Source organism: Allobosea minatitlanensis (assembly GCF_964020775.1).
Window position 1 is genome coordinate 3,623,545 of sequence record NZ_OZ224509.1, and the last position, 26,358, is coordinate 3,649,902.

Sequence of the window (26,358 nt, forward strand, 5' to 3'; positions counted from 1 at the left end):
GAACGACGGAGCCATGCCGGACGCGGCGGAGCGAAGATCCGGGATCCATGCCTGAGCCTCCGCAAGCCAAGCTCCGGCACGGATCCCGGGCCTCCCTGCGGTCGCCCGGAATGGCTCGCTGCTTTCAGAATGCCCCTCGCCTCACTTGCCCTCGCCTCACTTGCCCTCGACGAAGCGGGTGTCGACCAGAGAAGCGAGGTCGGGCTTCGCCTTGATCAGGCCGATCTCCAGCAGCACCTCGGCCGCCTTGGCGTTGAAGGCCTGCCACTCGCCGGCGAAGAACGTCCTGTTCCCCTCGGCATCCGACCAGCGCAGATAGGCCGCCGACTTGCCGAACTGCTCGCCGGTCTGCTTCACATCGGCGCCCATGATCTCATAGGCCTTGGCCTGGTCCTTCTTGATCATGTCGAGGGCCTCGAAATAGCTCCTGGTCAGCGCGGCCGCGGCCTTCTCGTCGGCGAGGAAGGCCGGCGTGCAGCCGACCGTGTCCATCACCATCGGATAATCGAGGGTGGTGGCGATGATCTTGCCGGCATCCGGCTTCTCGCGCACCGCCGAGAGATAGGGCTCGTAGGTCAGCGCGGCGTCGTTCTGGCCGGCGATGAAGGCCTGCGCGGCCGGGCCGGGCTCCATGTTGACGACCTTGACGTCCTTCACCGACAGGCCGTTCTCCTTGAGCATCCAGGCGAGCGCGAAATAGGGCGAGGTGCCCGGCGCCGAGGCCGCGACGGTCTTGCCCTTCAGGTCCTTGATCGCGGCGATGTCCTTGCGCACCACCATGCCGTCGGCACCGTAGCTCTTGTCGAGCTGGAAGATCTGCTTGGTCTTGATCCCGGCCGCATCCCAGACCAGCCAGGTCTCGACCGTGGTCGCGGCGCACTGGACGTCGCCCGAGGCGATGGCGAGGTGGCGGTCCTTCTGCGGGATCTTCTTGATCGTCACGTCGAGGCCGTTCTTGGCGAAGATGCCGGCCTCCTTGGCCAGGACGAGCGGCGCGAAGCCGGTCCAGCCGGAGATGCCGATCGCGACCTTCGTCTGCGCCTGCGCGCCGCCGGCCGCGAGACATGCCGCGAGGCCGAGGCCGAGCGCGGTGCCGATGCGCGTGAATGCTGCCATGGTTGAAACCTTCCCCTGCATTGTCCGGCCCGCACCGCCGCCCCGGAGATCCGGAGCCTCATTCCCGGCGCGATGCAAGCCTCGTTCCAAGCGACGTTAAATGCCTATGCAAATCCGTCAAGCGGCCGATCACGGCCGCTTGGGAAAGCCATGACATTCTCTCGTTTGACATCCGCTCCGCAATTTTCTCCCCTCATCCGCGCGAGGCGCTTCGCCTCTGTTCTCTTCCAGTCTTTCTGAGGTTTCCCGGATGAACGGTGCCGACCGCCTTTGCGACACGCTGCTGGTCAACGATGTCGATGTCTGTTTCGCCAATCCGGGCACCTCGGAGATGCATTTCGTGGCGGCGCTCGACCGCAAGCCGCAGATGCGCTGCGTGCTCGGCCTGTTCGAGGGCGTGGTCACCGGCGCCGCCGACGGCTATGCCCGCATGGCCGACAAGCCGGCCGCGACGCTGCTGCATTGCGGCCCCGGCATGGCCAACGCGCTCGCCAACATGCACAATGCCAGGCGCGCCCGCACCCCGATGATCAATGTCGTCGGCGATCACGCCACCTATCACCTCCAGCACGACGCGCCGCTGACCAGCGACATCGAGAGCCTGGCGCATCCGATGTCGCATTTCGTCCGGCGCATCGCCTCGGCGCAGGATGTCGGCCCGGCGATCGAGGAGGCCTATGTCGCCTCCCTGACCCTTCCCGGCGTCACCACCGTGATCCTGCCGGCCGACTGTGCCTGGAACAGCGTCGAGCCCGCCGCGCTGAAGCCGGTGAAGCTGCCGGCGCTGAAGCAGGTCGATCCGGCCACGCTGCGCGCCGTCGCCGCCGGGCTGCGCAAGCATGGCGCGCGCGCCGCGATCATGCTGACCGGCCTTGCGCTGCGCGAGCAGCCGATGGAGATGGCGGCCCGGATCTGCGCCGCGACGGGCGCGAAGATCTTCAGCCAGATGTCGAACGGGCGCATCCAGCGCGGCGCCGGCCGCGTCGCCATGCCGAAGATCTTCTACCCGATCGACAAGGCGCTCGAGCAGCTCAAGGACGTCGACTATCTGGTGCTGGTCGGCGCGCAGGTTCCGGTCGGCTTCTTCGCCTATCCCGGCAAGCCCGGCCGGCTCGTCCCCGAGGGCTGCGAGGTCGCGACCCTCGCCAGCCCCGGCGACGACCTGCCGGCCGCGATCGCCGCCCTCGCCGAGGAGACGGGCGCGACGAAGACGGCGCCGGCCTATATCGCCCCGCCGCGCAAGGATGAGCCCGGCCTGCCGACCGGCAAGCTCGACGCCGACAAGGCCTGCGCCATCGTCTCGGCCCTGCTGCCGGAGAACTGCATCGTCTGCGACGAATCCGTCTCGTCGGGCCGCAGCTTCTACTATGATTGCCACAGCGCGCCGCAGCACGACTACATCCAGCTCACCGGCGGGGCGATCGGCGAAGGCATCCCGCTCGCCGTCGGCGCGGCCGTCGCCTGCCCGGACCGCAAGGTCATCGGCATGCAGGCCGACGGCTCGGGCATGTACACGGTTCAGGGGCTGTGGACGCAGGCGCGCGAGAATCTCGACGTCGTCACGGTCGTCTTCGCCAACCGGACCTATCAGATCCTGCATGGCGAGATGCGCGCCGTCGGCGTCAACGATTTCGGCCGCAACGCCACGCTGATGCTCAATATCGACGAGCCGGCGCTGGACTGGGTGTCGATGGCGCGCGGCATGGGCGTCGAAGCCGCCCGGGCGACCACGGCCGAGGAGTTCGCCAGCCTGTTCAAGGCCGCGCTGGCGAAGAAGGGGCCGTTCCTGATCGAGGCGGCGATCTGAAGGGTGTCATCCCGCACGCGCCGCGGCACGTGAGCAGCCGCTGCGCAGATGCGGGACCGCCTTCAGGAAGAGGCGCCTCATTCTGCTCGCGGTCCCGTGTCAGCGCCGCAGCGTTTCACGCTGCGGCGCTGACACGGGATGACGGGCGCTATTTGAACCCGCCCAGGAACGCATCGAGGCAATCGCCGATCGCCGCGATGGCGTAGCCGCCTTCCTGCACCACCAGCGTCGGCAGGCCGAGCGCCTTCACCTGCCGGCCGATCGTGCCGAAATCGGACGCCTCCAGCTTCAGCACGCCGATCGGGTCGTCCTTATGGGCGTCGTAGCCGAGCGCCACGACCAGTACCTCGGCACCGAAATCGCGGATCGCCCTGCCGGCCCAGTCGACGGCCGCCTGCATCTCGGCGCCGCCGGCGCCATGGGCGAGCGGCAGGTTGAGGTTGAAGCCCTCGCCCGGCCCGTTGCCGCGCTCATCCTCGTAGCCGGTATAGAAGGGATAGTAGTTCGACGGGTCGGCATGGATCGAGACCGTCAGCACGTCGGGCCGGCGGTAGAAGATCTGCTGCGTGCCGTCGCCGTGATGGGCGTCGACGTCGAGGATCGCGACCTTGCCGAATGTCGAGCGCAGGCGCTGGGCGGCGACGGCCGTGTTGTTGACGTAGCAGAAGCCGGTGGCGCGGTCGGCACGGGCATGGTGGCCGGACGGGCGGCAGAGCGCATAGACGGCGTGCTCGCCCGACAGGACCGCATCGGCAGCGGAGACCGCCGTCTCGGCCGAGCGCAGGGTCGAATGCCAGCAATGCTCCCCAATCGGAACCGAGAGATCGCCCAGATACCAGCCGAGCTGGCCGATGAAGCCGGTCGGGCGGCAGGGCGGGCGGACATCCTCCTCGGGCCGGCCGCTCCAATAGGGGAAGGTGCTCGGCCAGACCTCGGGCCCGCGCTCGGCCGGCAATTCCTGCCAGCGGCTCCAGGCCGTCTGCAGGAAATCGACGAAGCCCTTGTCGTGGATGGCGAGGATCGGCGCGACGCCGTGGGCGGCCGGCCGCTCCGGCGCGATGCCGTGTTTCTTCAGCGCGCCGAGCAGCTTGTCCGTGCGCTCCGGCAGGTCCTTGGGCGCGACGACCTTGCCGAAACGCATATATTGCTGGGGATCGTGGAGCGCCTGCTCGGGATGGTAGAAGGCACGCATCGGCTGGAGAATCCTCTGGCAGGGCCGCCATGGCGGCAATCAGCCGTCATCGTAGCAAGCTGCCCGGCCTCCGCCAGTCGTTCCACGCCATGAGCCCCTGCATCCGGGACGGAGCGCTCAGGCCGCTTCCGGCGAGATCAGCGCCGCGAATTCGCGCGCCAGCGTCGCGATGTCGTGGCGTTCCGGGCGGTACCAGTCGGTCGAGCCGTTGAGGGCGCCGAGCAGGAAATTGCGCAGCACATCGGGCGAGCGCTCTCGCGGCAGCGCGCCGGCCTGCTGCAATTCGGCGATCAGCCCGCGCCAGACCTCCTCATAGGCACGACGCACGGCGCGCACGCTCTCCGGGGCCGGCGCGGCACCGAAATTGAAGACCTTGATGCTGGCGGTGGTGTAGTCGCCATGGCCGTGCAGCGCCGCGAGATGGCCGCGGATCGCCGCCTCCAGCCGCACTCGGGGAGCCTCGCCCTCGGTCGCGGCGAGCGCGGCGACGACGCCCTCATGCACGAAGCGCACGCCGTCATTCACCACGGCCTCGACGATCTCCTCCTTCGAGGCGAAGTGGTAGTAGAGGCTCGCCTTGCGGATGCCGACCGCCTCGGCGATCTCGCGCAACGTCGTCTGGTGATAGCCGCCATTGCGCAGTAGCCGCGCGGCATGGTCGAGAATCTGGCGGCGGGAGCCGGTTTCGGTGTCGCGCTGGAGTCGTTCCGGCGAGGCGCTCACTGTCCGCCCCCGTCATTCCGGGGCTGGCCGAAGGCCCGAGCCCGGAACCCATGAACACCGCCCATGCCACGAGAGGCGCCGGATTCGTCGCGCATCGTCCGGATAAACCCGAGTGCACGGGTTCCGGGCTCATCGCTACGCGATGCCCCGGAATGACGGTGGAGCGTCATCACAGCCGCTTCGCCACCTCTTCGAGCATCACCTCGGTGGCGCCGCCGCCGATGGACTGGACGCGGGCGTCGCGGGTCATGCGCTCGATCGCGCTCTCGCGCATATAACCCATGCCGCCATGGAACTGCAGGCAGTCATACATCACCTCGTTGACCAGCTCGCCGCAATAGGCCTTGACCATCGAGACCTCGCGGGTGGCGTCGAAGCCCTGCGCATCGAGCCAGGCGGCGTGATAGACGAGCTGGCGCCCGGCCTCGACCTTGCCCGAGAGCTCCGCGAGGCGCTGACGGATCGCCTGCTTCTCCCAGAGCGGCGCGCCGAAAGCCTTGCGCGTCTTCACATAATCCAGCGTCAGGTCGATCGCGGCCTGCGACTCGCCGATCGCCATGGCGCCGATCACGGTGCGCTCGTTCTGGAAATTGCTCATGATCGCGTAGAAGCCGCGGCCCTCCTGCCCGAGCAGGTTCTCGGCCGGCACCTTGCAATCGACGAAGGACAGCTCGGCGGTATCGGAGGAGCGCCAGCCATGCTTGTCGAGCGCGCGCGAGACCGAAAAACCCGGCGTGCCCTTCTCGACGATGAAGATCGAGACCGATTGCGAGGGGCGCCCCTGCGGATCTGTCTTGGCGGCGACGCAGTAGAGATCGGCATGGACGCCGTTGGTGATGAACATCTTGGCGCCGTTGAGGACGTAATGGTCGCCCTCGCGCCGCGCCGTGGTGCGGATGCCCTTCACGTCCGAGCCGGCATCGGGCTCGGTGACGGCGACCGCGACGATCTTCTCGCCGGCGATGATATCGGGGAGATACTTGTCCTTCTGCGCCTTGGAGCCGGCATTGGCGATATGGACCGAAGCCATGTCGGTATGAACCAGCGCCGTGATCGCGACGCCCGAGAAGGTCGAGCGGCCGAGCTCCTCCGCCAGCACGACGGTCGCGAGCGTGTCCATCTCCGAGCCGCCATATTCAGCCGGGTAGCGGATGCCGAAGAAGCCGAGCGCGCCCATCTTGCGCAGCAATTCGCGCGGAACGAAGCCGTCCTCCTCCCATTGCAGGGCGTGCGGCTTGATTTCGGTCTCGACGAAACGGCGGACCTGGTCGCGCAGCGCCTCGTGCTCCTCGGTGAAATAGGGCGAGCGGCGCGCGCCCCCGCCTGCAAGCGTCTCGACGGCGGACATGGCTTCCTCCCTGCTTGACCGCGGCGCCGCGATCGGACTACCTACCGGAAGGTAGGTGAATGTCGCGGCGAGATCAAGCTCGGTCATTTGCCAGAAGAAGAACAGGCCATCCCGGGCAAGCCGCGATAGCGGCGCCGATCCGGGATCCTTGCCGGAACGGTTCAGGCATGGATCCCGGGTCTCCGCGAAGTTCATCCTTGGGCCGATCGGAGATCGGCCCAAGGGCCTCGCCCGGGATGACAACCAGCGGGAGTCGGCATGTCGGAAGCAACCTCTTCAGCGATCGCCACCCCTCCCCCGCTCTTCGCCATGCTGGAGACGCTGCGTGAGCGCCACGGCCTCGTCGCGCAGGGCGGCGGCGAGAAGCTGCGCGCCCGGCACGAGGCGCGCGGCAAGATCATGGTGCGCGAGCGCATCGACCTCCTGCTCGATCCGCAGACGCCTTTCCTCGAACTCTCGCCGCTGGCGGCCTGGGGGCTCTACGGCAACGAGGTGCCCGGCGCGGGCATCGTCACCGGCATCGGCATCGTGCAGGGCCGCGCCTGCATGCTGATCGCCAACGACGCCACGGTGAAAGGCGGCTCCTTCTTCGCCGAGACGGTGCGCAAGCATCTGCGGGCGCAGGAGATCGCCGAGGAGCATCGCCTGCCCTGCCTCTATCTCGTCGATTGCGGCGGCGCCTTCCTGCCGGAGCAGGACCGGGTCTTCCCCGACCGGGACCATTTCGGCGGCTCCTTCTACAACCAGTGCCGGATGTCGGCCGCAGGCATCCCGCAGATCTCGATCGTCTTCGGCGGCGCGACGGCCGGCGGCGCCTATATCCCGGCGCTGTCCGACCAGGTCATCATGGTCAAGGGGACGGGGCGCATTCATCTCGGCGGCCCGCCGATCGTGAAGGCGGCGGTGCACGAGATCGTCGACGGCGAGACGCTGGGCGGGGCGGAAATGCATACGCTCACCTCCGGCGTCAGCGACCATCTCGCCCTGACCGAGATGGAAGGGCTCGCCAAGCTGCGCGAGATCGTTGGCGCGCTCGGCGAGATCGGCAGGATCACGCCGCCGCTGCAGGCGCCCGCCGCACCGAGGCTCGACCCGGCCGATCTGGTCGACATCGTGCCGACCGATCTGCGCCGGCCCTATGACGTGCGCGAGGTGATCGCCCGCATGGTCGACGACAGCGCCTTCAGCGCCTTCAAGCCGGATTACGGCGCGACGCTCGTCACCGGCTTCGCCCATATCCACGGCTATCCGGTCGGCATCCTCGCCAATAACGGCGTGCTGTTCTCGGAAAGCGCGATCAAGGGTGCGCATTTCATCGCGCTTTGCGACCAGCGCCAGATTCCGCTGCTGTTCCTGCAGAACATCACCGGCTTCATGGTCGGCACCGAGGCCGAGCGCGGCGGCATCGCCAAGCATTCGGCCAAGCTGGTCTATGCCGTCTCGAATGCGCGGGTGCCGAAATACACCGTGCTGATCGGCGGCTCCTATGGCGCCGGCAATTACGGCATGTGCGGGCGCGGCTTCCGCCCGCGCTTCCTGTTCTCCTGGCCCAATGCCCGGATCGCGACGATGAGCCCGGAGGTCGCCGCGACCGTGGTGACGGAACTGCGCCGGCAATCGCTGAAGGGCACGGCGGACGAAGCGGCCATCGCCGAGCTCGACCGGCGCACCCGCGCCCAGTTCGAGGAGCAGAGCGACCCCTATTACGCCACCGCCCGGCTCTGGGACGACGGCATCATCGAGCCGGCGCAGACGCGCGACGTGCTGGGGCTGTGCCTCGCGCTCGCGGCCGGCGAACCGCGCGACACCGGCAAGCGGCCGGTCTACCGGATGTGACGGCGATGCGGGACAACCTCCACCGTCATTCCGGGGCGGCCCGACGGGCCGCACCCGGAACCCACGACTGGGTGAACCCGATTCCAGACTTCAACGCCCGCCCAGTCGTGGGTTCCGGGTTCTTCGCTGCGCGAAGCCCCGGAATGACAAAGGTGCACTGATGTTCGACACAATCCTCATCGCCAATCGCGGCGAGATCGCCTGCCGCATCATCCGCACCTGCCGCAAGCTCGGCATCCGCGCCGTCGCGGTCTATTCGCAGGCCGACGCGGACGCGCTGCATGTCCGGCTCGCCGACACGGCCGTGCCGATCGGCCCGGCCCCGGCGCGCGACTCCTATCTGCGCGCCGACCGCATCATCGAGGCCGCATTGCAGACCGGCGCGCAGGCGATCCATCCGGGCTACGGCTTCCTGTCGGAGCGGCTCGACCTGATCGCCGCCTGCGAGGCGAACGGCATCGCCTTCATCGGCCCGTCCGCTTCCGCCATCGCGGCGATGGGCGACAAGATCCGCTCCAAGCAGATCGCGCGCGAAGCCGGGGTCCCTGGCGTACCGGGCTATGACGGCGCCGACCAGTCGCCCGCGACGCTGAAGCGCGAGGCTTTGCGCATCGGCCTGCCGGTGATGGTGAAAGCCTCGGCCGGCGGCGGCGGCAAGGGCATCCGCAAGGTCGAGGCCGAGGCCGATCTCGACGCCGCGATCACCGCCGCCGGCCGCGAGGCCGAGGCCGCCTTCGGCGACGGGCGCCTGCTGATCGAGAAATTCGTGACGCGGCCGCGCCATGTCGAGGTGCAGGTTGCCGGCGACAGGCACGGCAACATCGTCCATCTGTTCGAGCGCGACTGCTCGGTGCAGCGCTCCAACCAGAAGCTGCTGGAGGAGGCGCCGGCGCCGAACCTCAAGCCCGAGACCCGCGCCGCGCTGCACGGGCACGCGCTGAAGCTCTCCCGCGCCATTGCCTACGACAATCTCGGCACGGTGGAATTCCTGGTCGATGCGGTGACGCAGGACGTCTTCTTCCTCGAGATGAACACCCGGCTTCAGGTCGAGCATCCGGTGACGGAGGCGATCACCGGGCTCGACCTCGTCGAATGGCAGATCCGCATCGCCGCCGGCGAAACGCTGCCGCTCGGCCAGGCGGAGATCGCCTGCACCGGCCACGCCATCGAGGCGCGGCTGACCGCGGAGCGCGCCGATGAGGGCTTCCGGCCCGACACCGGCACGATCGCGCTCTGGCGGGAGCCCGAGGGCCTGCGCGTCGACAGCGGCGTCGAAACCGGCAGCACGGTCTCGCCCTTCTACGATTCGATGCTGGCCAAGGTCATCGCCCATGGCCCCGACCGCGAGGCGGCGCGTCGGCGCCTCGCCGACGGCCTCGCGCGCATGACCGTATTGGGGCCGGCGACGATCCGGCCCTTCCTCGTCGACGCCTTGCGCCAGCCGGTCTTTGCCGCTGGCGAGGCGACGACGCTGTTCATCGCCGAGGCCTGGCCCGCCGGCTGGCGGCCGCGCCGGGAGGAGGCTGGCGCGCGCGATGCGCTCGCCGCCGCGATCTGGCTGAGCGGCACCGGGCCGAGGGCTGCCGGCCCCTGGGGCGCGCTGGGCGATTTCAGGGTGCTCGGCACCGCCGGAAGACCCGGCACGAGCCATCTTGCGCTGAGCGATGCCGGCACGTCCCGCCGGCTCAAGGTCGAAAGCCGGGACTGCAGCTTCCGCGTCGTGGCGGAAAGCGGCGAAACCACTGTCGCCCTGCCGGAGCGGAGCGAGCCGACGCGCTGGCCGGCGATGCTCGACGGCCGGCGCCTGACGGTCGATGCGGTGCGGGACGAGGGCGGGGTGTGGCTGCGCTGGGGCGCCCGCGAAGGGCGCGTCGAGATCGCGCTCGCCGTCGCGGCGGAGGCGGCGGCCCGCCAGGCGGCGGGCAGCGCCGGCGATTCGGTGCGCGCGACCATGCCGGGCACCATCGCCGCCATCCATGTGAAGGAAGGCGACAGTGTCGCCATGGGGCAGACCGTCGCCGTGCTCGAATCGATGAAGCTGTTCATGGACCTGAAAAGCCCGGCGGCCGGAACCGTCATGCGGGTCGCGGCCAGGCCGGGCGCGACGGCCGCGGCCGGCGAATTGCTGATCGCGATCGCGCCGGCCTGACCGGGACGAGAGGAGGAAGGCCGGGCCTCCCTCCTCCGCCGACCCGACTCAGTTGCAGCCGCAGCCGTGACCCAGGCCGAGGCCGCCGAGCAGGCCGCCGACCAGACCGTTCTTGCTGACGATCGCCTTGACCGGCGCGACGACGCCGAGCTTGTTGCCGTTGGCGATCGGGCTGCCGCTCAGCACGCTGACATTGTTGAGCGCATTGAGCTGGACGCCGGAGACGGCCGCCGTGACCGGCGCCAGGACGCCGCCCAGCAGGGAACCGCCCGCCAAGGAGCCGCCACGGCCGCCCGCCAGGGCCGGCGACACAGCGAAAGCCGCAACCGCAGCGAGTACAAACGCGTATTTCATCTCACTCTCCCCTGGTGTCGCTCCGGGCATCGAAGCGATGACACATCGTATAAGTTGCATATATCCGCCAAGACAACCTTATCCATTGGTTAACCATACTTGCTACCGTTAACGGCAGGACCACCCGGAATCGACAAATACTTATGAAGACAATGTTCATGTATATCTATTTACTATTCTGAACTCCTATTTGAATACATACATATGGAAACCAAATATTAAGTATAGATATCTAACGTCGCCACATCATCGAGGGCGACATGAAGCATGTTCTCTCCATTCCTCTGGCGTTGGTCCTTGTGGCGAGCGCCCGCACGGCGTCCGGCGCCGAGAATGCTTCGCCAATCCCGGAGCGCTCGGTCGCGGTCGTCGGGCTGAAGGGCGGCTTCGACAGCAATCCGTCAGGCGTGGAGGGCGAGAAGGGCAGCCCCGTCGCCGCGCTCTATGCAAGCTGGGATTACCTTCACGGCACGATCGAGGACGGCTACGGCCTCAACCTGACATTGCTGGAAACGCAATACGACCCGCGCAACCTCGCCGCCTCGCGCGCCCATGCGCTGACGCTGAGGCACAGCCTCAGCCCCGGGGCGGCGACGGTGATCCAGTCCTCCCTCACCGCCGGCGACGAGCAGACCTGGTCGCGCCGCAAGAGCAGCCTGGCCTGGCGCGAGCGGATCGACCACGGGATCGGCCCGTTTCGCCTCTTCGGCAGCGCCGAGGCGCGCGTCACGGCGCTGAACGAGCGCAACGTCTTCAATCTCGGCGATTTCCTGCCGCACAACCAGAACTTCGGGACGCTCGCGGGAACCGCCGGCCTCGCCTGGAAGAGCGGGCAGACCGAGATCGGCTTCTCCTTCGGCGCCTCGCAACTGCGCTATTTCGACGGCATGGACTATATCGGGCTGCGCCGCGACCATTACCGGCTGCAACCGAACCTGTTCTTCTCGACCCTGATCGGCGAGGCCGCGCTGGAAGGCTCGCTGTCGCCCTTCCGCGCCACCTTCCCGGACAAGGAGTTCGATACCGTCGACAGCCTGCTCTATACGGCGAAGCTCAAGCTGCCCTGGAAGGCCCTCACGCTCGAACTCGGCTCGAACCGCGCCGTCGAGGACACCACGCTGCCCTTCACGGTCATCGACCTCGTCACCACGCATGAGGCGAAGCTGACCGCCAGGATCGACGAGCGCAACGCGGTGAGCCTGGTGGCGCGGCGCAAGACCGACGACTATGTCGGGCTCGACGCCCGCTCCGACCAGAAGAGCATCGGGCTCGAATACCAGCGGGCGCTCGGCGACGGGCTGACGGCGACCGCTTCGGGGCAATGGCGCCGGACCAAGGAGACCGGGCTGACGCCGGTCGATTCCTTCAACCTGCTGCTCGGGCTGCAGAAGCAGATCGACCTGAGCCGAGACGGCAAGGCCAAAGGCGAGAGCAAGGCCAGGAGCGAAGGCTGAACCGCCCGCCTTCGGCCTTCATCCCGGGATGCCGCGACAGGGCGGCGCGCCCGGAGCGGAAAGCGGGATCGAATGGGCGCGGCGCCGTCGCGTCACGGCGTCCGGGTGCTCTGCGTGCCGAGATAGCAGATGCCCTCCCCCGGCTTCGCTTTGGGGTTGGGGAAAATGATGAAGCCGTCGCGCGGCATGGTCACGACCGTGCCGTCGGCGCGGCGGGCGATCGGGGTACCGCTGGCGACGCTATCCCCGGTCTTCCACGTTCCCTCGATGCGGTCGCCCTCGGCCTCGCAGATGACGAGGTCGTCCATATGGACGACGGTGCGCTTCGCCGCGGCGGGCGGCGCCTCGTCGGTCAGGCCGAGATGGGCGAGGACGTTGCGGATCGCCCGGTAGCCGACCTCGACGGAGGCCGGATCGTCATGCCGGCCGCATTCGAGCGTCACGCCGTAACCGCCGGCGAAACGCATGTATTCGGTGGTGCCGAAGCCCTCGGTGACGGCGAGGCGCGGCAGGTTCAGCCGCTCGCGCGCCGCGATCAGCCGGACATAGATGTCGAGCCAGCCATGGATCATCAGCTCGACCCCGAGACAGCCGGCAAAGGCGATTTCGGCCGCGGCATGGCGGAAGGGCTCGAGCGTGCCGCGATTGTCCTGCGGCCCGAAGAAGACGAAGGGCACGCCCTCCCCCGTGAAGGAATGGACGTCGAGCAGCATGTCGTGCTCTTCGAGGATGGCGGTCAGGCGATTGCCGATCCGGTCCTCGTTGTCGGCCGGCTGGGGCCGCACGCGCAGGTCGCGGTTGAGGTTGCGGTCGCCCTCGCGGGTGTTCTGCCGATAGGCCTTGGGATTGGCGACCGGCAGGAAGGTGACCTCGCCGCGCCGGATCGAGACGCGCCCGGCGCGGCAATCCTCGACCACGCGCGCGATCGCGTTCGGCCCGCAGGTCTCGTTGCCGTGGACGGCGCCGAAGACAAGCAGCTTCGGCCCCGCTCTCAGCCCATGGAAGCGGACGGTTTCGAGCGGCGGATCGAGCGTGTCTTCGGTCGTCATCGGTCTCTGGTCAGGCTTTGCGGAGCTGGGAATGCGGATCGAGGATGTCGCGCAGGCCGTCCCCTAGCAGGTTGAGGCCGAGCACGGTGAGGAAAATCGCCAGGCCCGGGAAGATCGAGATCCAGGGCGCGGTCGAGATCTGGTCGCGCGCATCCGAGAGCATCGAGCCCCAGCTCGGGAAGGGCGGGCGGATGCCGAGGCCGAGGAAGGAGAGCGAAGCCTCCGCCAGCACCGCGCCGCCCATGCCGAGCGTGCCGATGACGATGATCGGGCCGGCGACATTGGGCAGAATCTGGGTCAGCATGATGCGGAAAGTGCCATAGCCGAGCGAGCGCGCCGCCTCGACATAGCCGAGCTGCTTGACCGAGAGCGCGGCGGCCCGCGTCAGCCGGCAGGTGAAGGACCAGTTGGTCAGGCCGAGCGCGATCAGCAGGCTGGTCAGGCCCGGATTGAGGATCGCCATGATCGCCAGCGCGAAGATCAGCGAGGGGATCGCCAGCATCATATTGGTGAGGCCGTTGACGAAATCGTCCCACCAGCCGCCCCAATAGGCGGCCGAGAGCCCGAGCGCCACGCCGATCACCGTGTTGATGAGCTGCGAGACGATGCCGACCGTCAGCGAGATGCGGGCGCCGTAGAGCACGCGGCTGTAGATGTCGCGGCCCTGCGCGTCGGTGCCGAACCAGAATTCCGAGCCCGGCGGGATCTCGGCATTCATCAGATTGGCGTCCATCACCGGGTCGGTATGGGCGAACCAGGGGGCGAAGACGCCGCCTGCCACGACGAGCGCGAAGCAGGTGGCGCCGATCCAGAGATTGGCACGGAACTTCATGCGGGCGACCTAGCTGTACTTGATGCGCGGATCGACGACGGCGCAGAGCACGTCGACGGCGATGTTCACGACGAGGAAGAACAGGACGATGGTCAGGATGCAGCCCTGCACGACCGGGATGTCGCGCCAGGTGACGCTGTCGACCAGGAGCGAGCCGAGGCCCGGCCAGGCGAACAGCTTTTCGACCACCACGGCCTGGCCCAGCACCGAGCCGAACTGCAGCCCGAGCGTGGTCAGCACGATGACGAGCGCGTTGCGCGCGACATGCCAGCGCATCACCCGATAGGAGCCGGCACCCTTGGCGCGAGCCGTGCGGACGAAATCGGCATGCATCACCTCCAGCACCGCCGCCCGGGCCGTTCGCGCCAAAAGCGCCAGCGGCGAGACGCCGAGCGCGATCGCCGGCAGCACGATGTAGCGCGGGTCGCCGTCGCCATAGCCGAAGCTCGGGAACCAGCCGAGCGTCAGGGCGAAGGCGTACATCAGCAGCAGGCCCAGCCAGAACATCGGCAGCGACAGCCCCGAGACGGCGAAGACCATCGAGAGCATGTCGACCCAGCTTCCCGGCTTCAGCGCCGCCAGGAAGCCGAGCGGCACGCCGACGACGACGGCGAAGAGCATGGCGGCGAAGGCGAGCTGCAGGCTCGGCCAGAGCCGCTCGCCGATCAGCCCGGTCACCGGCTGGCGGGTGCGGAAGGAATCGCCGAGATCGAAGGTGGCGAGCCCGCCGACATATTTGGCGAAACGCAAAGGCAGCGGGTCGTTGAGGCCGAACTGCTCGTTCATCCGCGCGATGGTCTCGGCGTCGATATTGCTGCGCCCGTCGGCCATCTGGCTGGTGGCGAAATTGCCGGGGATGACGCTGAACAGCACGAAGATCAGCGCCGCGACCGCCAGCAGGATCGGGACCGCCTGCAGCAGGCGGCGAGAGACATAAGGCAGCATGGCGAGCTCCTGATTGCGGCGGGCCGGCATGCCGCTATCGGAAAGGTCTTGTTCCAGCGTCATCCCGGGCGGAGCGAAGCGCAGACCCGGGATCCATGCCGGAACGGTTCAGGCATGGATCCCGGATCGGCGCGGCTTTGCCGCTTGTCCGGGATGACCGGAGCGGTTCCGCCACCCGGACGGCTAGGCCGGGTGGCGTAGCGCGGCCTATTTCGCCGCGGGCGAGGTGGCGTCGACCCAGAGGTCCTCATAGCGCTGGAGCGCGAGCTCCGTCGCGTTCGGCTGGAGGCCGTGCAGCCAGGGCTGATAGGCCATGACCGCCTTGTTGTAGTTGAAGAACCAGACGGGGGCCTCGTCCTGCAGCAGGGCGTTGGCCTTCTTCAGGAGTTCGAGCTGCTTGGCCGCATCGGTCTCGGCCGAAGCGTCGTCGATCAGCTTGTCATAGGCCGCGTTCTTGAAGGTGGTGTAGTTGCAGGAGGAGCGCGGCGTCGACGAATGGAAGCATTTCAGCGCCGTCAGCGAATCCGGGCCGGAGGTGTTCGACCAGATATAGGCCTGGAAATCGCCCTTCACGATGACGCCGCCCAGCGCCGAGGTCTCGACCGGCTTGACCTTCACCTTGATGCCGACCTTGGCGAGCATCGGGATCGTCGCCTCGACGATCGGGATGCCCCAGCTCTCGTTCGGCGTCGCGGTCCATTCGAACTCGAAGCCGTCGGGATAGCCGGCCTCGGCCAGCAGCTTCTTGGCCTTCTCCGGATCATAGGCATAGGGCTTGGCGTTCTTGTCGAAGGCCGGCGAGGAGAGCGGCAGCCAGCTCACCGCGCGATAGGCCTTGTCGCGGACCAGGCGCTTGATGATCAGGTCGCTGTCGATCGCGTAGTTGATCGCCTGGCGCACGCGCTTGTCGGAGAAGGGCTTGAACGCGGGGTTCATGCCCATGTTGCGGGTGAAGACTTCCGCGACTTCAAGCAGGCCCTTCGACAGGTTCGGGTCGGCCTTGTAGGCGACATACTGGGTCGAGCCCAGGATCGAGACGTCGATCTCCTTGTTGCGGAAGGCGACGTCGCGCGCCGCCGCCTCGCCCATCGGCGAGATCACCAGCTTGTCGGCATAGGGCTTGCCGGGCTGGTAGTATTTCTCCCACTTCTCGAAGACCATGCGCGAGCCGGGGACGTGCTCGACGAACTTGAAGGGACCCAGCCCGATCGGCTTGTTGAAGAAGTCCGGCGCCTGCGCCTCCTTGGCGGGCATGATCGCGGTGGTCGCCTGGAACAGGAAGTAGCCGGGATCGGCCTTGTCCGTCAGCGTCATCTCCAGGGTGAAGTCGTCGATCTTCTTGAGGCCGGAGATCTCCTTGGCCGTCCCTTTCTGGACGTCGGTCGCGCCGACGATGCGGGCGATGTAGCGGGCACCCGGATAGTTCTTCGACCCGTCCATGATGCGGGTATAGGACCAGATGATGTCGTCGGCCGTCATCTTGCGGCCGTTATGGAAGAGCGCGTCGTCGCGCAGCTTGTAGGTGTAGGTCTTGCCGTCCGGCGAGACCGTCACGCTCTTGGCGAGGTCGAGCGCCGGCTTGCCGTTCTTGGCATCCCATTTGTAGAGCATGCTGTGCAGCGCATAGCCGTAGATCTCGTCCTGGATCTGGTTCGAGACATGGCTGTCATTGCTGACGAAGGACGCGCCATAGGGCGCGGTGAAGCGGATCGTCCCGCCATGGCGCGGCTCCTGGGCCTGCGCCTGCACGGTGAACGCCGCCAGCGTCAATGCGGTGGCGAAGGCCAGTTTCTTCAACAACACGATTGCTCCTCCCGTTTCTTCATCGGCTCCGGCTGATCCGGAGTTTTTGCTTCCAAGTGGAACCATAGCGGCTTTGCCGCGCTTGTCTGCCCCTTGCCGGTTTAGCCCTTCGGTCAGGGCGCCCGCTCGTAGACGACCTCGCCGCCGAGGATGGTGAGGTCGCAGCGCGTATCGTTCAGGATATCGGCCGGGTCGGCGGTCAGCAGGTCGCGCGAGAACACGGCGACATCGGCGAGGAAGCCCGGCGCGAGCCGGCCTTTCACATGCTCCCGCTTCTGCGAGAAGGCGCCGTATTCGGTATAGGCCTGCAGCGCCTCCTCGATCGAGACGCGCTGCGCAGCGTCCATCACCGTGCCCTTCCAGGTCTTGCGGGTCAGCATGGTGTGGAAGTTCGGGAAGGGGTTCGGGTCGCAGACCGGCGCGTCGCTGCCCGTCGCCGGCTTCAGGCCGAGATCGAACCAGGTGCGGAAAGGATAGCTCGGCAGCGCCCGCTCCGGCCCGAGCACCTCCACATAGGCATCGCCGAAATCATGGATGAAGACCTGCTGCGGGCAGGGATAGATGCCGGCCTTGACCATGCGCGCGTGCTGGGCCGGCGTCGAGAAGCCGCAATGCTCGATGCGATGGCGGCGGTCGGGATCGGGATGGGCGGCGAGCGCCTTCTCGTATGCGGTGATGAGCTGCTCGATCGCGGCGTCGCCGATGGCGTGGCAGGCGAGCTGGTAGCCCTTCACATGGGCGTCCATCACCATGCGCTCGAGCTCGGCATCCTCCCACATCCAGACGCCTTTGGTCTTGTCCTCGCCGAGATAGGGCTCGCTCATCCAGGCGGTGCGGCCGCCGGCCGAGCCGTCGAGGAAGAGCTTGACCGCGCCGATCATCAGCATGTCGTCGCCGGTGCCGGAAATCAGCCCGGCCTCATGGCATTGCGGCACGATCGAGCGGCCGTCGTCGCCGAGCAGCGTCAGCCAGGTGCGCACTGGCAGGCGCCCGTCGCGCTTGGCTCTGGCGTAGGCCGCGATCTCGCCGAAGCCGCCCTTCTGGCCGACGGCGGCGTCCATGCAGCTCGTGATGCCGAGCGAGAGCAGGTAGCGGCCGCCGCGCTCGATGCCGGCGATGATGTCCTCCTCGGTCGCGGGCGGGATCGCGGCCTGCACCGGGGCGCGGGCATTCTCGGCGAGCAGGCCGGTGAGGCGGCCGTTCTCCTGCTCGATCAGCCCGCCCTGCGGCGTCGGGGAGCTTTCGTCGATGCCGCCGAGGCGCAGCGCCTGCGAGTTGCAGATGGCGATATGGCCGCAGGTCCGCACCAGCATGACGGGATTGTCCGGCGCGGCGCGGTCGAGTTCCTCGCGCCGGGGGTGGCGGCCGACATCGAGCTTGGTCTGGTCGTAGCCGCGCGAGAGGATCCACTCGCCCGGCTTCGACTGCGCGGCGCGGGCCGCGATGGCGTCGAGCAGCGCCTCCAGCGTCGGCGCGGCCTCCGGCTTGGAATCGACCCAGCCCATGGTCATGCCGAGCGAGACGAGATGCAGGTGCGAATCGTTGAGGCCCGGCGTCGCCAGCCGCCCCTTCAGGTCGATCACGCGGGTCCTGGGCCCGATCAGCGGCGCGATCTCGGCCTCGCTTCCGGCGGCCAGAACCTTGTCGCGGAAGATCGCCAGCGCCGCGACCACGCCCTCCTCGCGCCCGCACCAGATCGGGCCGTTGCGCAACACGATATCGGCCTGCACTGCCATGGTTTCCTCCTGAATGCCTGTCGCGGCGCCGGCCCTGTCCGGCCCGCGGTCAGATGTCGTCGAGCGGGAAGATCGGCCGGCGCACCTTCCGGTAGGGCCGCTCCTTGAAATTGCGGGTCGAGAGCGCGCCGGTATCGACCTCCAGCACCTCGCGGGCGATCGGCTCGAAGGCGGCGCGGAAATGCTGCATCGACTTGACGATCACCGTCGATTTCCGCGTCGGATCGACGCCGAGCGAGGTGAACTGGGCGAGGTCCGTCGCCTGGCCGTTATGGGTGATGACGACGATCTCGACATCGTCGACCCTGAGCAGCGCCGAGAGCCCGTAATGGCGCCAGGTGCCGCCGCCCATCGGGCCGTAGCAGATGAAATGGCCGTCGGTCAGCGCCACGACATGGGCGTCGAGATCGAGCGGCCCGCCGCCCATCGTCGGATCGACCTTGCCGCCGAGCTTCAGCCGGACGCGGTTGCCGACGCCGGCAGCCTGCGCCGCAAGCACGGCTTGCGGGTCGCAGATCGCATGGAAGCCGACATTCTTCAGCTTCGCCGCCAGCACGGCGCGCAGCAGATGGGTGGCGTCGCCATAGGCGCCGGAGCCGGGATTGTCGGAATAATCGGAGATCACCAGCGGCTTGGCGCCGGGCTTGCCGGCATCGGCCTCGCCGGCCTTGGCGCGCATGATGGCTTCCGCCAGCGGCGTGAAATGGATCGAGGAGAAATGGCGCTGCTCCCAGGCATAGTCCATCAGCTCCTCGGCGATGCCTTGAGCCTTGCCGCGATCATCGGCCGTGACCGCGACCGAAGGGCCGATATCGTGAACGTCGGCCGAGGAGAAGCCGGCCTGGACGCTGACGACCAGCGCCTCGCCGGAAGCCTCCAGCGTATCGCCGCGGCGCAGCAGCTCCAGGAAGGGCGGCGAGGTCGTGCGCCCGCCGTCGAGCGCATAGAGGATCGGCCGGCGGGCGAGCGCGACCTTGGGCCGGATCTCGCCCTTCATGGCGCGTTCCAGCAATTCGGCCGCCTGCCAGGTGCGTTCGTACTGGTCGATATGCGGATAGGTCCGGTAGGAGATCAGGGCATTGGCGTTGTCGGCCATAAGCTGCGTGACGGTCGCATGCAGGTCGAGCACCACGACCACGGGCACGTCCGGGCCGATGCGCCTGCGCAGCCGCGCCAGCAATTCGCCCTCGCCGTCGTCGGAGCTTTCGGTCGCCATCGCGCCGTGCAGATGCAGCAGCACGCCGTCGACCCCGTCGGCCGCTCCGACGATCCATCCGGCAAAGAGGTCGAAGGCGGCATCGGTGACGCGCCCCGACGGATTGGCGCCGGTCACCAGCGGATGGACCAGGCTCCAGCCGAATTTCCCAGCCGCCTCGAAGGCGGCGCCCATCGCGCTGCGGGTGCCCCGGAAGGCCTCGGGGATTTCGTTGTCGCGATAGGCGCCATGCGCCCGGAAGGCGGCCTCGTCCGTGAGCTGAACACTGAACGTATTCGTCTCATGCATGAATTCGGCAATCAGCACGCGCCGCGTCATTCATCCCCCGCTCAATTTTTTGTCCCGCTCAATTTTTTTGACAGTCTTGGCGGTTCACCGGCACCGCCACCACTGATTTCAGCGCATACATGCCCCTGGCTGCAACCGCTTGTCCGCCAGCGGTGAATATGCTGAACTTAAGGGGAGCATCTTGAGCTGGCCGGGCTCCCCCGGCGAGAGGCGCCGCCCTGGCGTTCCTGCCTATCTCCGGCAGCCGCCACGCCCGAGGCGCCGGCAAAGGCGAGCCTGGCCGCAGCGGTGCCGAAAAAATCAGCAAATCCGCATAATCATCTGGAATCGCTGGATAAACTAATTCTCTCCAGGGAGGAACCCGCAGCGCCGATTCGGCGTTCCCCCGCTGCTGAACCTTCACGGCGGAGAGGGAGATGGACGAAGAGAGAATCAAGCGGATCGCCCGCGCGATGTGCCGTGCAGCCCGGATCGACCCCGACAAGCCGGCCGGCAACAAGGGCCCGTTCACCATGTCGATGCAGGCGCCCGGGCATGAGAGCCCGCAGCCGGCCTGGATGCTGTTCCGGCAGGAGGCGGCGCATTTCGCCGCGCGTCACCGCGACATCGCGCAGACGCTCTGAGCCCAAGGCGCCAAGCCGCAAGGCCACAGCCGCCCCGAATAGGCGGCGACGCCTTCACAAGCCCCGGACCTCCTGGCGGTGGCCGGGGCTCCCGCTTTCCCGACAATCAGGCGCCGGCAGCCGCCCGCACGGCGTCAGAGGCTCTTGAAGCTCGGATAATAGCCGCGGAAGCTGGTCTCGAGGATCCTGGCCCCGCCGCGCTGCTTCAGCACCTCGGCCGCGGCGACCCCGATCCGCTCCGCCTGCTCCGGCGGACCGGACTCGGCAGCGACGACATGCTCGGAACCGTCGATCGAAGTGACCTGGGCGTGCAGCGTCAGCGCACCGTCCTTCCATTCCGCGCAGGCCCCGACCGGCAGGCTGCAGCCGGCGCCGAGAGCGTGCATCATCGCCCGCTCGGCCTCCACCTCGGCCCGCGCCTTCGGGCATTCGATCGCCTTCAGCACCGCGATGACGGCCTCGTCGCCGGCCCGCGCCTCGAGCCCCAGCGCGCCCTGCCCGACGGCATAGGGGAAGCGCATCGCGTCGAGCACCTCCGAAGAAGCCTCGTCGAGCCCCAGCCGCTTCAACCCGGCGCAGGCCAGGATGACGGCGTCGAGCGCGTCCTCGCCGTCGATCTTGGCGAGGCGCGGGCCGACATTGCCGCGGATCGGCACCACGGTCACGTCGGGCCTGAGGCTGAGGATCTGGGCGCGGCGGCGCAGGGAGCCGGTGCCGACATGGGCGCCCTGACGCAGGCTCAGCATGGTGGCGCCGCAGAGACCGTCGCGCGGGTCCTCGCGCTCCGGCACCGAGGCGAGGGTCAGCCCTTCATGCAGCGTCGTCGGCAGGTCCTTGAGCGAATGCACGACGAAGTCGACCTCGCCCTTGACGAGCTGCTGCTCGTGCTCGACGGCGAAGACCCCGACCATGCCGAACTGATGGAACTCCGACTTCCGGTCCCGGTCGGCGATCGTCGCGATCTGGCAGAGGGTGAATTCGGCCTGCGGAACCTTCGCCTTGATCAAGCCCATGACATGATGGGTCTGGGCCATCGCCAGCGGGCTGCGGCGCGTGCCGATCCTCAGATGCATGGGCTGAACTTCCGTCCTTCTCTGGGCCGCGGCCGCGCCGATGCGCGGCGGCCCGCAATTCCGTCGCGCCGCTATACCAGCCGCCCGCCGCGCTGACGAGTGCGCCCGTCTCGGCCGGGACCTGCGCCGCCGGCGCCCGTCTCAGCCCTGCCGCAAGGCCCGCAGCGCCCGCTCCAGCACCGCATAGACCCGGGGCTCCCCCATCTGCGCCACGTTGAAGCGCATGAAGTCGCCCGCCGTCTGCGCCACGCTGAAGACGTTCCCCGGCGCCAGGACGACGCCCTCGGCCAGCGCCAGATGCGAGAGCCGCACCGGATCGGCGCCCTCCGGCAGGCGGCACCAGAGATAGAAGCCGCCGCGCGGCATCAGCCAGGGCGTGATGCCCAGCCCCTCCAGCCTGGGCGCCACGGCGCGCCGGGCCTGGGCGAGCCGGCGGCGGATCTCCTCCATATGCTTGCGATAGCCGCCGCTCGCCAGGATGTCGGCGACCAGCCCGGCGGCCAGCGGGCTGGGCCCGCCGAAACTGGTCGCGATCTGCAGGTCGACGAGCCCCTCGATCCAGTCCGGCCGGGCCGCGACATAGCCGCAGCGGACCGAGGCCGAGAGCGTCTTGGAGAAGCTGCCGACGCGGATCACCCGCTCGAGCCCGTCGAGCACGGCGAGACGCGGCGACGGCTCGGGCTCGAAATCGGCGAAGATGTCGTCCTCGACGATCGTCATGTCGTGCGCGGCGGCGATGCCGAGCACCCGATAGGCCGCCTGCGGCGAGAGGCTCGCGCCCGTCGGGTTGTGCAGCGCCGAATTGGTGATGTAGAGGCGCGGCCGCTCCGCCGCCACGACGGCCTCGAAGGCGGCGAGGTCCGGGCCCGAAGCCGTGCGGGGCACGCTCAGCAGGCGCAGACGATGCACCCGCAGCAAGGCCCGGAAATTGAAGTAGCAGGGATCGTCCACCAGCACGGTGTCGCCGGGCTGGAGCAGGAAGCGGCAGATGAGGTCGACAGCCTGCGTCCCCGAATTCGTCAGCAGGAGCTGTTCCGGCGACAGGTGCAGCCCCTCCTCGCCGAAACGCCCGAGCAGGAGCCGGCGCAGCGGCAGCGAGCCGCGCGTGCTGCCGTAATCGGCGAGGACCGCGTCGCTGCCGCGCGCGAGGGCCCGCAATCCGCGGCGCAGCGCCGCCTCCGGCATCCAGCCGGCCGGCAGCCAGCCGCAGCCGGGCTTGAGCATGTCCGCCTCGGCATCGAGCGACTGCCGCGAGACCCAGAAGGGATCGACCGCCCGCGGCACCGCCGGGCGCGCCAGGCTCAGCGGCGGCAAACCGTGCCCGGTCAGGTAGAAGCCCGAGCCGGGACGCGCGCGGATCAGCCCTTCCGCCGCGAGCCGGTCATAGGCCTCGACCACCGTCGACGGCGAGACCCGCATCGCCGCGGCGCAGCGGCGGATCGAAGGCAAACGCTCGCCCGGCGCGAGCTGGCGCGCCGCCGCCTGCGCCCGGATGGCGGCCATGACGTCCTCGGTCCGGGTCTGCCTGCGCCTGTCGCTCATCCTGCGTCACCGTATTGCCCATGATACCCATACAGTTTCGGCCGATCGTATGGAATTGTTTCTGTCGCGCACGGCCCCGGCCGCCTAGACCATGGCCGGCTTCGGGGGATTTCGGGCCGCGCCGGCGGTCGCGGCGCCGCCGGGGCGGGAAGCGAGGCAGGATGTCGTTTGCAGGCAAGGGCTGGGGCAGCGGGCTCCTCGGCGTGGTGATCTTCAGCGGCTCGCTGCCGGCGACGCGCGTCGCCGTCGCCGGCTTCTCGCCGCTGTTCCTGACCTGCGCCCGCGCCGTCATCGCGGCGCTGCTCGGCGGCGTCTTCCTCGCGCTGCTGCGCCAGAAGGCCCCGGCGCGGAGCGACCTGCTCCCCCTCGCCATCGTCGCGCTCGGCGTCGTCGTGGGGTTTCCGCTGCTGACGGCGCTGGCGCTGCTGCACATCACGGCGGCGCGCTCGATCGTCTTCATCGGGCTGCTGCCGCTGGCGACAGCGATCTTCGGCGTTCTGCGCGGTGGCGAGCGTCCGAGGCCGGCCTTCTGGCTGTTCTCGCTCCTCGGCAGCGCGACGGTCGCGGGCTTCGCGCTGCTCCACAGCGATGGCGGTTCCCTCGCCGGCGACGGGCTGATGGTCGCCGCGGTCGTGCTCTGCGGGCTCGGCTATGCCGAGGGCGCCACCCTCTCGCGCCGCCTCGGCGGCTGGCAGGTGATTTCCTGGGCGCTGTTCCTGTCGCTGCCGGCGATGGCGCTGCTCGCGCTGATCCAGCTCCCGGCATCCTGGGACGGCATCGATGCCGCCGCCTGGCTCGGGCTCGGCTATGTCTCGGTGTTCAGCATGCTGGTCGGCTTCGTCTTCTGGTATCGCGGGCTGGCGCTCGGCGGCATCGCGGGCGTCGGCCAGCTCCAGCTCCTGCAACCCTTCTTCGGGCTGCTGCTGGCCGGGCTGCTGCTGCACGAGCCGATCGCCTGGAGCATGGTCGCCGCGACGGGCGTCGTCGTGCTCAGCGTCGCCGGCGCCAAGCGCTTCGCCTAGCCTGGCTCCCCCCGAACGGCTCCGCCAGGCTCGCCGGCGCGAAAAAACCTGAGGTTTCGCCGCCGCGACGGCGCCTGCCCTCTCCATCGCCGCCCGGAATCAGGCGTAAGCTCGCTCGCCGGCAGCAGGGGGATTCGGGGCATGTTCATCGTTTTCCATCAGTTGCCGCTGGCACCGATGTTCATCGTCATCCTGTCGATCAGCACCCTGGTCTGCTGGCTGCTGATCGGGCTCGTCCGCTTCTGCGTGCCGCGGCTCGGCTATCCGCCGGACGAGCCTCTGCCGATCCGGGATTCGATCATCAACACCAGCGGCGCGCTGTTCGCATTGATCGTGGCTTTTTCCGCGGCGGGCATCTGGAACGACGCGGTGTCGGCGCGCAACGCCGTCCAGCGCGAGGCGGATGCGGTGGAGAGCGCGATGATCCTGTCGACCGCACTCCCCGAGGAGGCCCGCGCCATGCTTCTCGCGCGCCTGCGCGCCTATCTGAGCGGCGTGATCGCCATCGACTGGCCCGCCATGGCAGCCAGCACGCCGACGGACGACCCGGTCTTCGACCAGTCCGAGCGGCACCTGCTCGGCGCGCTGGAGCACGTCTCGCGGCAGAACGCGGCCCCCGGCGGCTCGGCGGCCTATGGGCCGCTGCTCGACCGGTTGATCGAGATCCGGCAGGCGCGGCTCGCCCGGCTCGCCTCGTCGCAGTCCGGCGTCTCCTGGGCGCAATGGTTCGCGATGTGGCTGATCTCGACCGCGACCCTGCTGTCGATCGTGATCTGCAACAGCCACGCCTTCCGCATGCAGATCGTCGCCGCGCATCTCTACGTCATCGTCGTTTCAGCGGCCTATTTCGTAATCCTCACCCATGACCGTCCCTTCATCGGAAAGGTCTCGGTCCAGCCGACAGCTCTGCAGGCCCTGGTGGCGCATTGAAGCGCAAGCCTGGCGGCATGCGGCCGACCTCGGGGTGAGCGAGCCACCGGGACGATATGCGCTGCGGAAAGGAGGAGGATGGTGCGCAAGAGGGCTGCGCAAAAATTCTCCATCCAATTGGTAAATAACGATTTTCCGAACAGAATTTCATTATAATATCAACAATCCTACCAACATTTCGCGCGGTGAGTCTTTGACCGCGCCGGGGCCGATGCAGGCCGAATGTGTGATCAGGCGACCAAAATAGCCTCGTCGCCGTTCATGTTCCGCGCAAACTTAGACGAACATGGACGACCAAGGATGCCAGTGAATGACCGCCTACCGGATTAGTCAAATCGCAAAGCCGCACGGACCAATCAGCCGCTCGGCGATCTATAACGAAATCGCGGCCGGGCGTCTGGTCGCGCGAAAAATTGGCCGGGCAACTTTCGTGCTTGAGAAGGACTGGCTCGCCTTCCTCGAAAGCGCACCGATCATAGGCGGGGGGAATCATCAGCCCAATCAAAAAAGCTGAACGACCGCCTTAACGCAACGGATCGCCAACGGATAACCAACGGACCTAAACGGATAAATCCGTTGTAAATTCAATAACTTGACTGTCACTCGATTTCGTTGATCATCCCGATTTGTCGGGATCGCTTCCCTTCAACACGACCGCCCAAAACGCCACGCAATCCCGCGCGGTGAACGGCGAACCATGCCTTGGAGAACACAATGCTCAAAAATCTTGCCTACGCGGCTCAACTCGCCACTGCTCTCGAAGAGGGTTCCCTCGAAGACGGAAGCCATCTCGGGGTCAGCGATAGCGAATACATCGCCCGCATTCTTCGCGAACTGATCGTTCATATCCAGGACGGCGCCGTGCCGCACACGATTCTGAAGCGCCCTAAGTGATCAATGCATGTCATCGTTCGATCGGGCTTCACGATCAAACTTGGCCGGATTGCCGAGCGTCCGAGCAGATCATGACGACTTCTTTATTGGCCGATATCGCATAACCTAATTCGAACCAGACATTTGGGTTGTCGATCGAAATGTCGGCGACGCACAGAACGGAATTGCGAATGCCGTCAGCGATATCTTGGATCGGAATGCTAACGCTCGGGTCGCGATCGACACGGTAAGGCTCAAGCCCCGCCGCCTTGATCGCTGGCGCTATAACCTCATCAAATCGAGCATCGAACGCGCTGCCGTCAAAGGGCTGAATTACAAAACAACGGCTCATTTCAACTTCGCCCCATCGCAAAAACGCTTGGGAGGCTAGCCGCTCGGGATATGAGCTTCAATCGAAAGCGCAGATGCCAACTATCGAGCGCCACT

The 26,358-nt window shown here is 67.7% G+C and carries 23 protein-coding genes; 9 read left to right on the forward strand and 14 right to left on the reverse strand.

Annotated elements, in window-relative coordinates:
- Window positions 1–156: 156 nt before the first annotated feature.
- A complete protein-coding gene (locus ACWH43_RS17910) occupies window positions 157–1,116 on the reverse strand; it encodes an ABC transporter substrate-binding protein (protein ID WP_158444535.1) in 960 nt (319 codons plus the stop codon).
- 250 nt (window positions 1,117–1,366) lie between these two features.
- On the opposite strand from ACWH43_RS17910, the gene ACWH43_RS17915 reads away from it, so the two are divergent.
- Window positions 1,367–2,923 (forward strand): acetolactate synthase large subunit, encoded by a 1,557-nt coding sequence (locus tag ACWH43_RS17915; RefSeq protein ID WP_158444534.1) that lies wholly within the window; start codon window positions 1,367–1,369, stop codon window positions 2,921–2,923.
- A 148-nt stretch (window positions 2,924–3,071) separates the two neighbouring features.
- Here the strand turns inward: ACWH43_RS17915 and ACWH43_RS17920 are convergent, their stop codons facing one another.
- From ACWH43_RS17920 to ACWH43_RS17930, 3 genes are all read right to left on the reverse strand, one after another.
- A complete protein-coding gene (locus ACWH43_RS17920; protein ID WP_158444533.1) occupies window positions 3,072–4,115 on the reverse strand; it encodes a histone deacetylase family protein in 1,044 nt (347 codons plus the stop codon).
- 117 nt (window positions 4,116–4,232) lie between these two features.
- On the reverse strand, window positions 4,233–4,838 hold the full coding sequence (locus tag ACWH43_RS17925; RefSeq protein ID WP_158444532.1) for a TetR/AcrR family transcriptional regulator: 606 nt from the start codon (window positions 4,836–4,838) through the stop codon (window positions 4,233–4,235).
- Between the two features lie 169 nt (window positions 4,839–5,007).
- Window positions 5,008–6,186 (reverse strand): acyl-CoA dehydrogenase family protein, encoded by a 1,179-nt coding sequence (locus ACWH43_RS17930; RefSeq protein WP_158444531.1) that lies wholly within the window; start codon window positions 6,184–6,186, stop codon window positions 5,008–5,010.
- Window positions 6,187–6,444: 258 nt separating this feature from the next.
- Here ACWH43_RS17930 and ACWH43_RS17935 point away from each other — a divergent pair, with 258 nt between their 5' ends.
- Together ACWH43_RS17935 and ACWH43_RS17940 are read left to right on the forward strand one after the other, a co-directional pair.
- Window positions 6,445–8,022: an acyl-CoA carboxylase subunit beta gene (locus ACWH43_RS17935; protein ID WP_158444530.1), complete on the forward strand. Its 1,578-nt coding sequence runs from the start codon at window positions 6,445–6,447 to the stop codon at window positions 8,020–8,022.
- A gap of 160 nt (window positions 8,023–8,182) precedes the next feature.
- Entirely contained in the window at window positions 8,183–10,171 is a 1,989-nt protein-coding gene (locus ACWH43_RS17940; RefSeq protein WP_158448147.1) for an acetyl/propionyl/methylcrotonyl-CoA carboxylase subunit alpha, read from the forward strand.
- Between the two features lie 48 nt (window positions 10,172–10,219).
- On the opposite strand, the gene ACWH43_RS17945 is transcribed toward ACWH43_RS17940, so the two are convergent.
- On the reverse strand, window positions 10,220–10,525 hold the full coding sequence (locus ACWH43_RS17945; protein ID WP_158446748.1) for a hypothetical protein: 306 nt from the start codon (window positions 10,523–10,525) through the stop codon (window positions 10,220–10,222).
- A 260-nt stretch (window positions 10,526–10,785) separates the two neighbouring features.
- Between ACWH43_RS17945 and ACWH43_RS17950 the strand changes: the two genes are divergently transcribed.
- Window positions 10,786–11,979 (forward strand): hypothetical protein, encoded by a 1,194-nt coding sequence (locus ACWH43_RS17950; RefSeq protein WP_158446749.1) that lies wholly within the window; start codon window positions 10,786–10,788, stop codon window positions 11,977–11,979.
- 92 nt (window positions 11,980–12,071) lie between these two features.
- On the opposite strand, the gene ACWH43_RS17955 is transcribed toward ACWH43_RS17950, so the two are convergent.
- From ACWH43_RS17955 to ACWH43_RS17980, 6 genes are all read right to left on the reverse strand, one after another.
- Complete coding sequence (locus tag ACWH43_RS17955; RefSeq protein WP_158446750.1) at window positions 12,072–13,028, reverse strand: succinylglutamate desuccinylase/aspartoacylase family protein; 957 nt, start codon at window positions 13,026–13,028, stop codon at window positions 12,072–12,074.
- Between the two features lie 10 nt (window positions 13,029–13,038).
- Window positions 13,039–13,860 carry an ABC transporter permease gene (locus ACWH43_RS17960; protein WP_158446751.1) on the reverse strand — a complete coding sequence of 274 codons (822 nt, stop codon included), beginning with the start codon at window positions 13,858–13,860 and terminating at the stop codon, window positions 13,039–13,041.
- Window positions 13,861–13,869: 9 nt separating this feature from the next.
- Window positions 13,870–14,805: an ABC transporter permease gene (locus tag ACWH43_RS17965; RefSeq protein ID WP_158446752.1), complete on the reverse strand. Its 936-nt coding sequence runs from the start codon at window positions 14,803–14,805 to the stop codon at window positions 13,870–13,872.
- 207 nt (window positions 14,806–15,012) lie between these two features.
- Window positions 15,013–16,602 carry an ABC transporter substrate-binding protein gene (locus ACWH43_RS17970; protein WP_260348163.1) on the reverse strand — a complete coding sequence of 530 codons (1,590 nt, stop codon included), beginning with the start codon at window positions 16,600–16,602 and terminating at the stop codon, window positions 15,013–15,015.
- A 119-nt stretch (window positions 16,603–16,721) separates the two neighbouring features.
- Window positions 16,722–18,344, reverse strand: a complete 1,623-nt coding sequence (locus ACWH43_RS17975; protein WP_158443896.1) for an amidohydrolase — start codon at window positions 18,342–18,344, stop codon at window positions 16,722–16,724.
- A 49-nt stretch (window positions 18,345–18,393) separates the two neighbouring features.
- Window positions 18,394–19,878 (reverse strand): M81 family metallopeptidase, encoded by a 1,485-nt coding sequence (locus ACWH43_RS17980; RefSeq protein ID WP_158443895.1) that lies wholly within the window; start codon window positions 19,876–19,878, stop codon window positions 18,394–18,396.
- 386 nt (window positions 19,879–20,264) lie between these two features.
- Between ACWH43_RS17980 and ACWH43_RS17985 the strand changes: the two genes are divergently transcribed.
- Window positions 20,265–20,471 carry a hypothetical protein gene (locus ACWH43_RS17985; protein ID WP_158443894.1) on the forward strand — a complete coding sequence of 69 codons (207 nt, stop codon included), beginning with the start codon at window positions 20,265–20,267 and terminating at the stop codon, window positions 20,469–20,471.
- A 134-nt stretch (window positions 20,472–20,605) separates the two neighbouring features.
- Here ACWH43_RS17985 and hemC read toward each other — a convergent pair whose 3' ends face one another.
- Both hemC and ACWH43_RS17995 read right to left on the reverse strand, forming a co-directional pair.
- Window positions 20,606–21,544 carry a hydroxymethylbilane synthase gene (hemC, locus tag ACWH43_RS17990; protein ID WP_158443893.1) on the reverse strand — a complete coding sequence of 313 codons (939 nt, stop codon included), beginning with the start codon at window positions 21,542–21,544 and terminating at the stop codon, window positions 20,606–20,608.
- 141 nt (window positions 21,545–21,685) lie between these two features.
- Window positions 21,686–23,086, reverse strand: a complete 1,401-nt coding sequence (locus tag ACWH43_RS17995) for an aminotransferase-like domain-containing protein (protein WP_260348098.1) — start codon at window positions 23,084–23,086, stop codon at window positions 21,686–21,688.
- Between the two features lie 161 nt (window positions 23,087–23,247).
- Between ACWH43_RS17995 and ACWH43_RS18000 the strand changes: the two genes are divergently transcribed.
- From ACWH43_RS18000 to ACWH43_RS18015, 4 genes are all read left to right on the forward strand, one after another.
- Complete coding sequence (locus ACWH43_RS18000; RefSeq protein WP_158448146.1) at window positions 23,248–24,108, forward strand: DMT family transporter; 861 nt, start codon at window positions 23,248–23,250, stop codon at window positions 24,106–24,108.
- A gap of 141 nt (window positions 24,109–24,249) precedes the next feature.
- The gene (locus tag ACWH43_RS18005; protein WP_158445041.1) at window positions 24,250–25,038 is read left to right on the forward strand and encodes a bestrophin-like domain; all 789 of its coding nucleotides are present in this window, start codon (window positions 24,250–24,252) and stop codon (window positions 25,036–25,038) included.
- Between the two features lie 310 nt (window positions 25,039–25,348).
- Window positions 25,349–25,552, forward strand: a complete 204-nt coding sequence (locus ACWH43_RS18010; protein WP_158445042.1) for a helix-turn-helix domain-containing protein — start codon at window positions 25,349–25,351, stop codon at window positions 25,550–25,552.
- A 200-nt stretch (window positions 25,553–25,752) separates the two neighbouring features.
- Window positions 25,753–25,932 carry a hypothetical protein gene (locus ACWH43_RS18015; RefSeq protein ID WP_158445043.1) on the forward strand — a complete coding sequence of 60 codons (180 nt, stop codon included), beginning with the start codon at window positions 25,753–25,755 and terminating at the stop codon, window positions 25,930–25,932.
- A 34-nt stretch (window positions 25,933–25,966) separates the two neighbouring features.
- Here ACWH43_RS18015 and ACWH43_RS18020 read toward each other — a convergent pair whose 3' ends face one another.
- Entirely contained in the window at window positions 25,967–26,263 is a 297-nt protein-coding gene (locus tag ACWH43_RS18020) for a nucleoside 2-deoxyribosyltransferase (RefSeq protein ID WP_260348097.1), read from the reverse strand.
- Between the last annotated feature and the right edge of the window lie 95 nt (window positions 26,264–26,358).

Excerpts from the sequence above, each read along its gene's own strand:
- ACWH43_RS17910 (WP_158444535.1), bottom strand. The coding sequence starts at position 1,116 with ATGGCAGCATTCACGCGCATCGGCACCGCGCTCGGCCTCGGCCTCGCG.
- ACWH43_RS17915 (WP_158444534.1), top strand. The coding sequence starts at position 1,367 with ATGAACGGTGCCGACCGCCTTTGCGACACGCTGCTGGTCAACGATGTC.
- ACWH43_RS17920 (WP_158444533.1), bottom strand. The coding sequence starts at position 4,115 with ATGCGTGCCTTCTACCATCCCGAGCAGGCGCTCCACGATCCCCAGCAA.
- ACWH43_RS17930 (WP_158444531.1), bottom strand. The coding sequence starts at position 6,186 with ATGTCCGCCGTCGAGACGCTTGCAGGCGGGGGCGCGCGCCGCTCGCCC.
- ACWH43_RS17935 (WP_158444530.1), top strand. The coding sequence starts at position 6,445 with ATGTCGGAAGCAACCTCTTCAGCGATCGCCACCCCTCCCCCGCTCTTC.
- ACWH43_RS17940 (WP_158448147.1), top strand. The coding sequence starts at position 8,183 with ATGTTCGACACAATCCTCATCGCCAATCGCGGCGAGATCGCCTGCCGC.
- ACWH43_RS17945 (WP_158446748.1), bottom strand. The coding sequence starts at position 10,525 with ATGAAATACGCGTTTGTACTCGCTGCGGTTGCGGCTTTCGCTGTGTCG.
- ACWH43_RS17950 (WP_158446749.1), top strand. The coding sequence starts at position 10,786 with ATGAAGCATGTTCTCTCCATTCCTCTGGCGTTGGTCCTTGTGGCGAGC.
- ACWH43_RS17955 (WP_158446750.1), bottom strand. The coding sequence starts at position 13,028 with ATGACGACCGAAGACACGCTCGATCCGCCGCTCGAAACCGTCCGCTTC.
- ACWH43_RS17960 (WP_158446751.1), bottom strand. The coding sequence starts at position 13,860 with ATGAAGTTCCGTGCCAATCTCTGGATCGGCGCCACCTGCTTCGCGCTC.
- ACWH43_RS17965 (WP_158446752.1), bottom strand. The coding sequence starts at position 14,805 with ATGCTGCCTTATGTCTCTCGCCGCCTGCTGCAGGCGGTCCCGATCCTG.
- ACWH43_RS17975 (WP_158443896.1), bottom strand. The coding sequence starts at position 18,344 with ATGGCAGTGCAGGCCGATATCGTGTTGCGCAACGGCCCGATCTGGTGC.
- ACWH43_RS17980 (WP_158443895.1), bottom strand. The coding sequence starts at position 19,878 with ATGACGCGGCGCGTGCTGATTGCCGAATTCATGCATGAGACGAATACG.
- ACWH43_RS17985 (WP_158443894.1), top strand. The coding sequence starts at position 20,265 with ATGGACGAAGAGAGAATCAAGCGGATCGCCCGCGCGATGTGCCGTGCA.
- hemC (WP_158443893.1), bottom strand. The coding sequence starts at position 21,544 with ATGCATCTGAGGATCGGCACGCGCCGCAGCCCGCTGGCGATGGCCCAG.
- ACWH43_RS17995 (WP_260348098.1), bottom strand. The coding sequence starts at position 23,086 with ATGAGCGACAGGCGCAGGCAGACCCGGACCGAGGACGTCATGGCCGCC.
- ACWH43_RS18000 (WP_158448146.1), top strand. The coding sequence starts at position 23,248 with ATGTCGTTTGCAGGCAAGGGCTGGGGCAGCGGGCTCCTCGGCGTGGTG.
- ACWH43_RS18005 (WP_158445041.1), top strand. The coding sequence starts at position 24,250 with ATGTTCATCGTTTTCCATCAGTTGCCGCTGGCACCGATGTTCATCGTC.
- ACWH43_RS18010 (WP_158445042.1), top strand. The coding sequence starts at position 25,349 with ATGACCGCCTACCGGATTAGTCAAATCGCAAAGCCGCACGGACCAATC.
- ACWH43_RS18015 (WP_158445043.1), top strand. The coding sequence starts at position 25,753 with ATGCTCAAAAATCTTGCCTACGCGGCTCAACTCGCCACTGCTCTCGAA.
- ACWH43_RS18020 (WP_260348097.1), bottom strand. The coding sequence starts at position 26,263 with ATGAGCCGTTGTTTTGTAATTCAGCCCTTTGACGGCAGCGCGTTCGAT.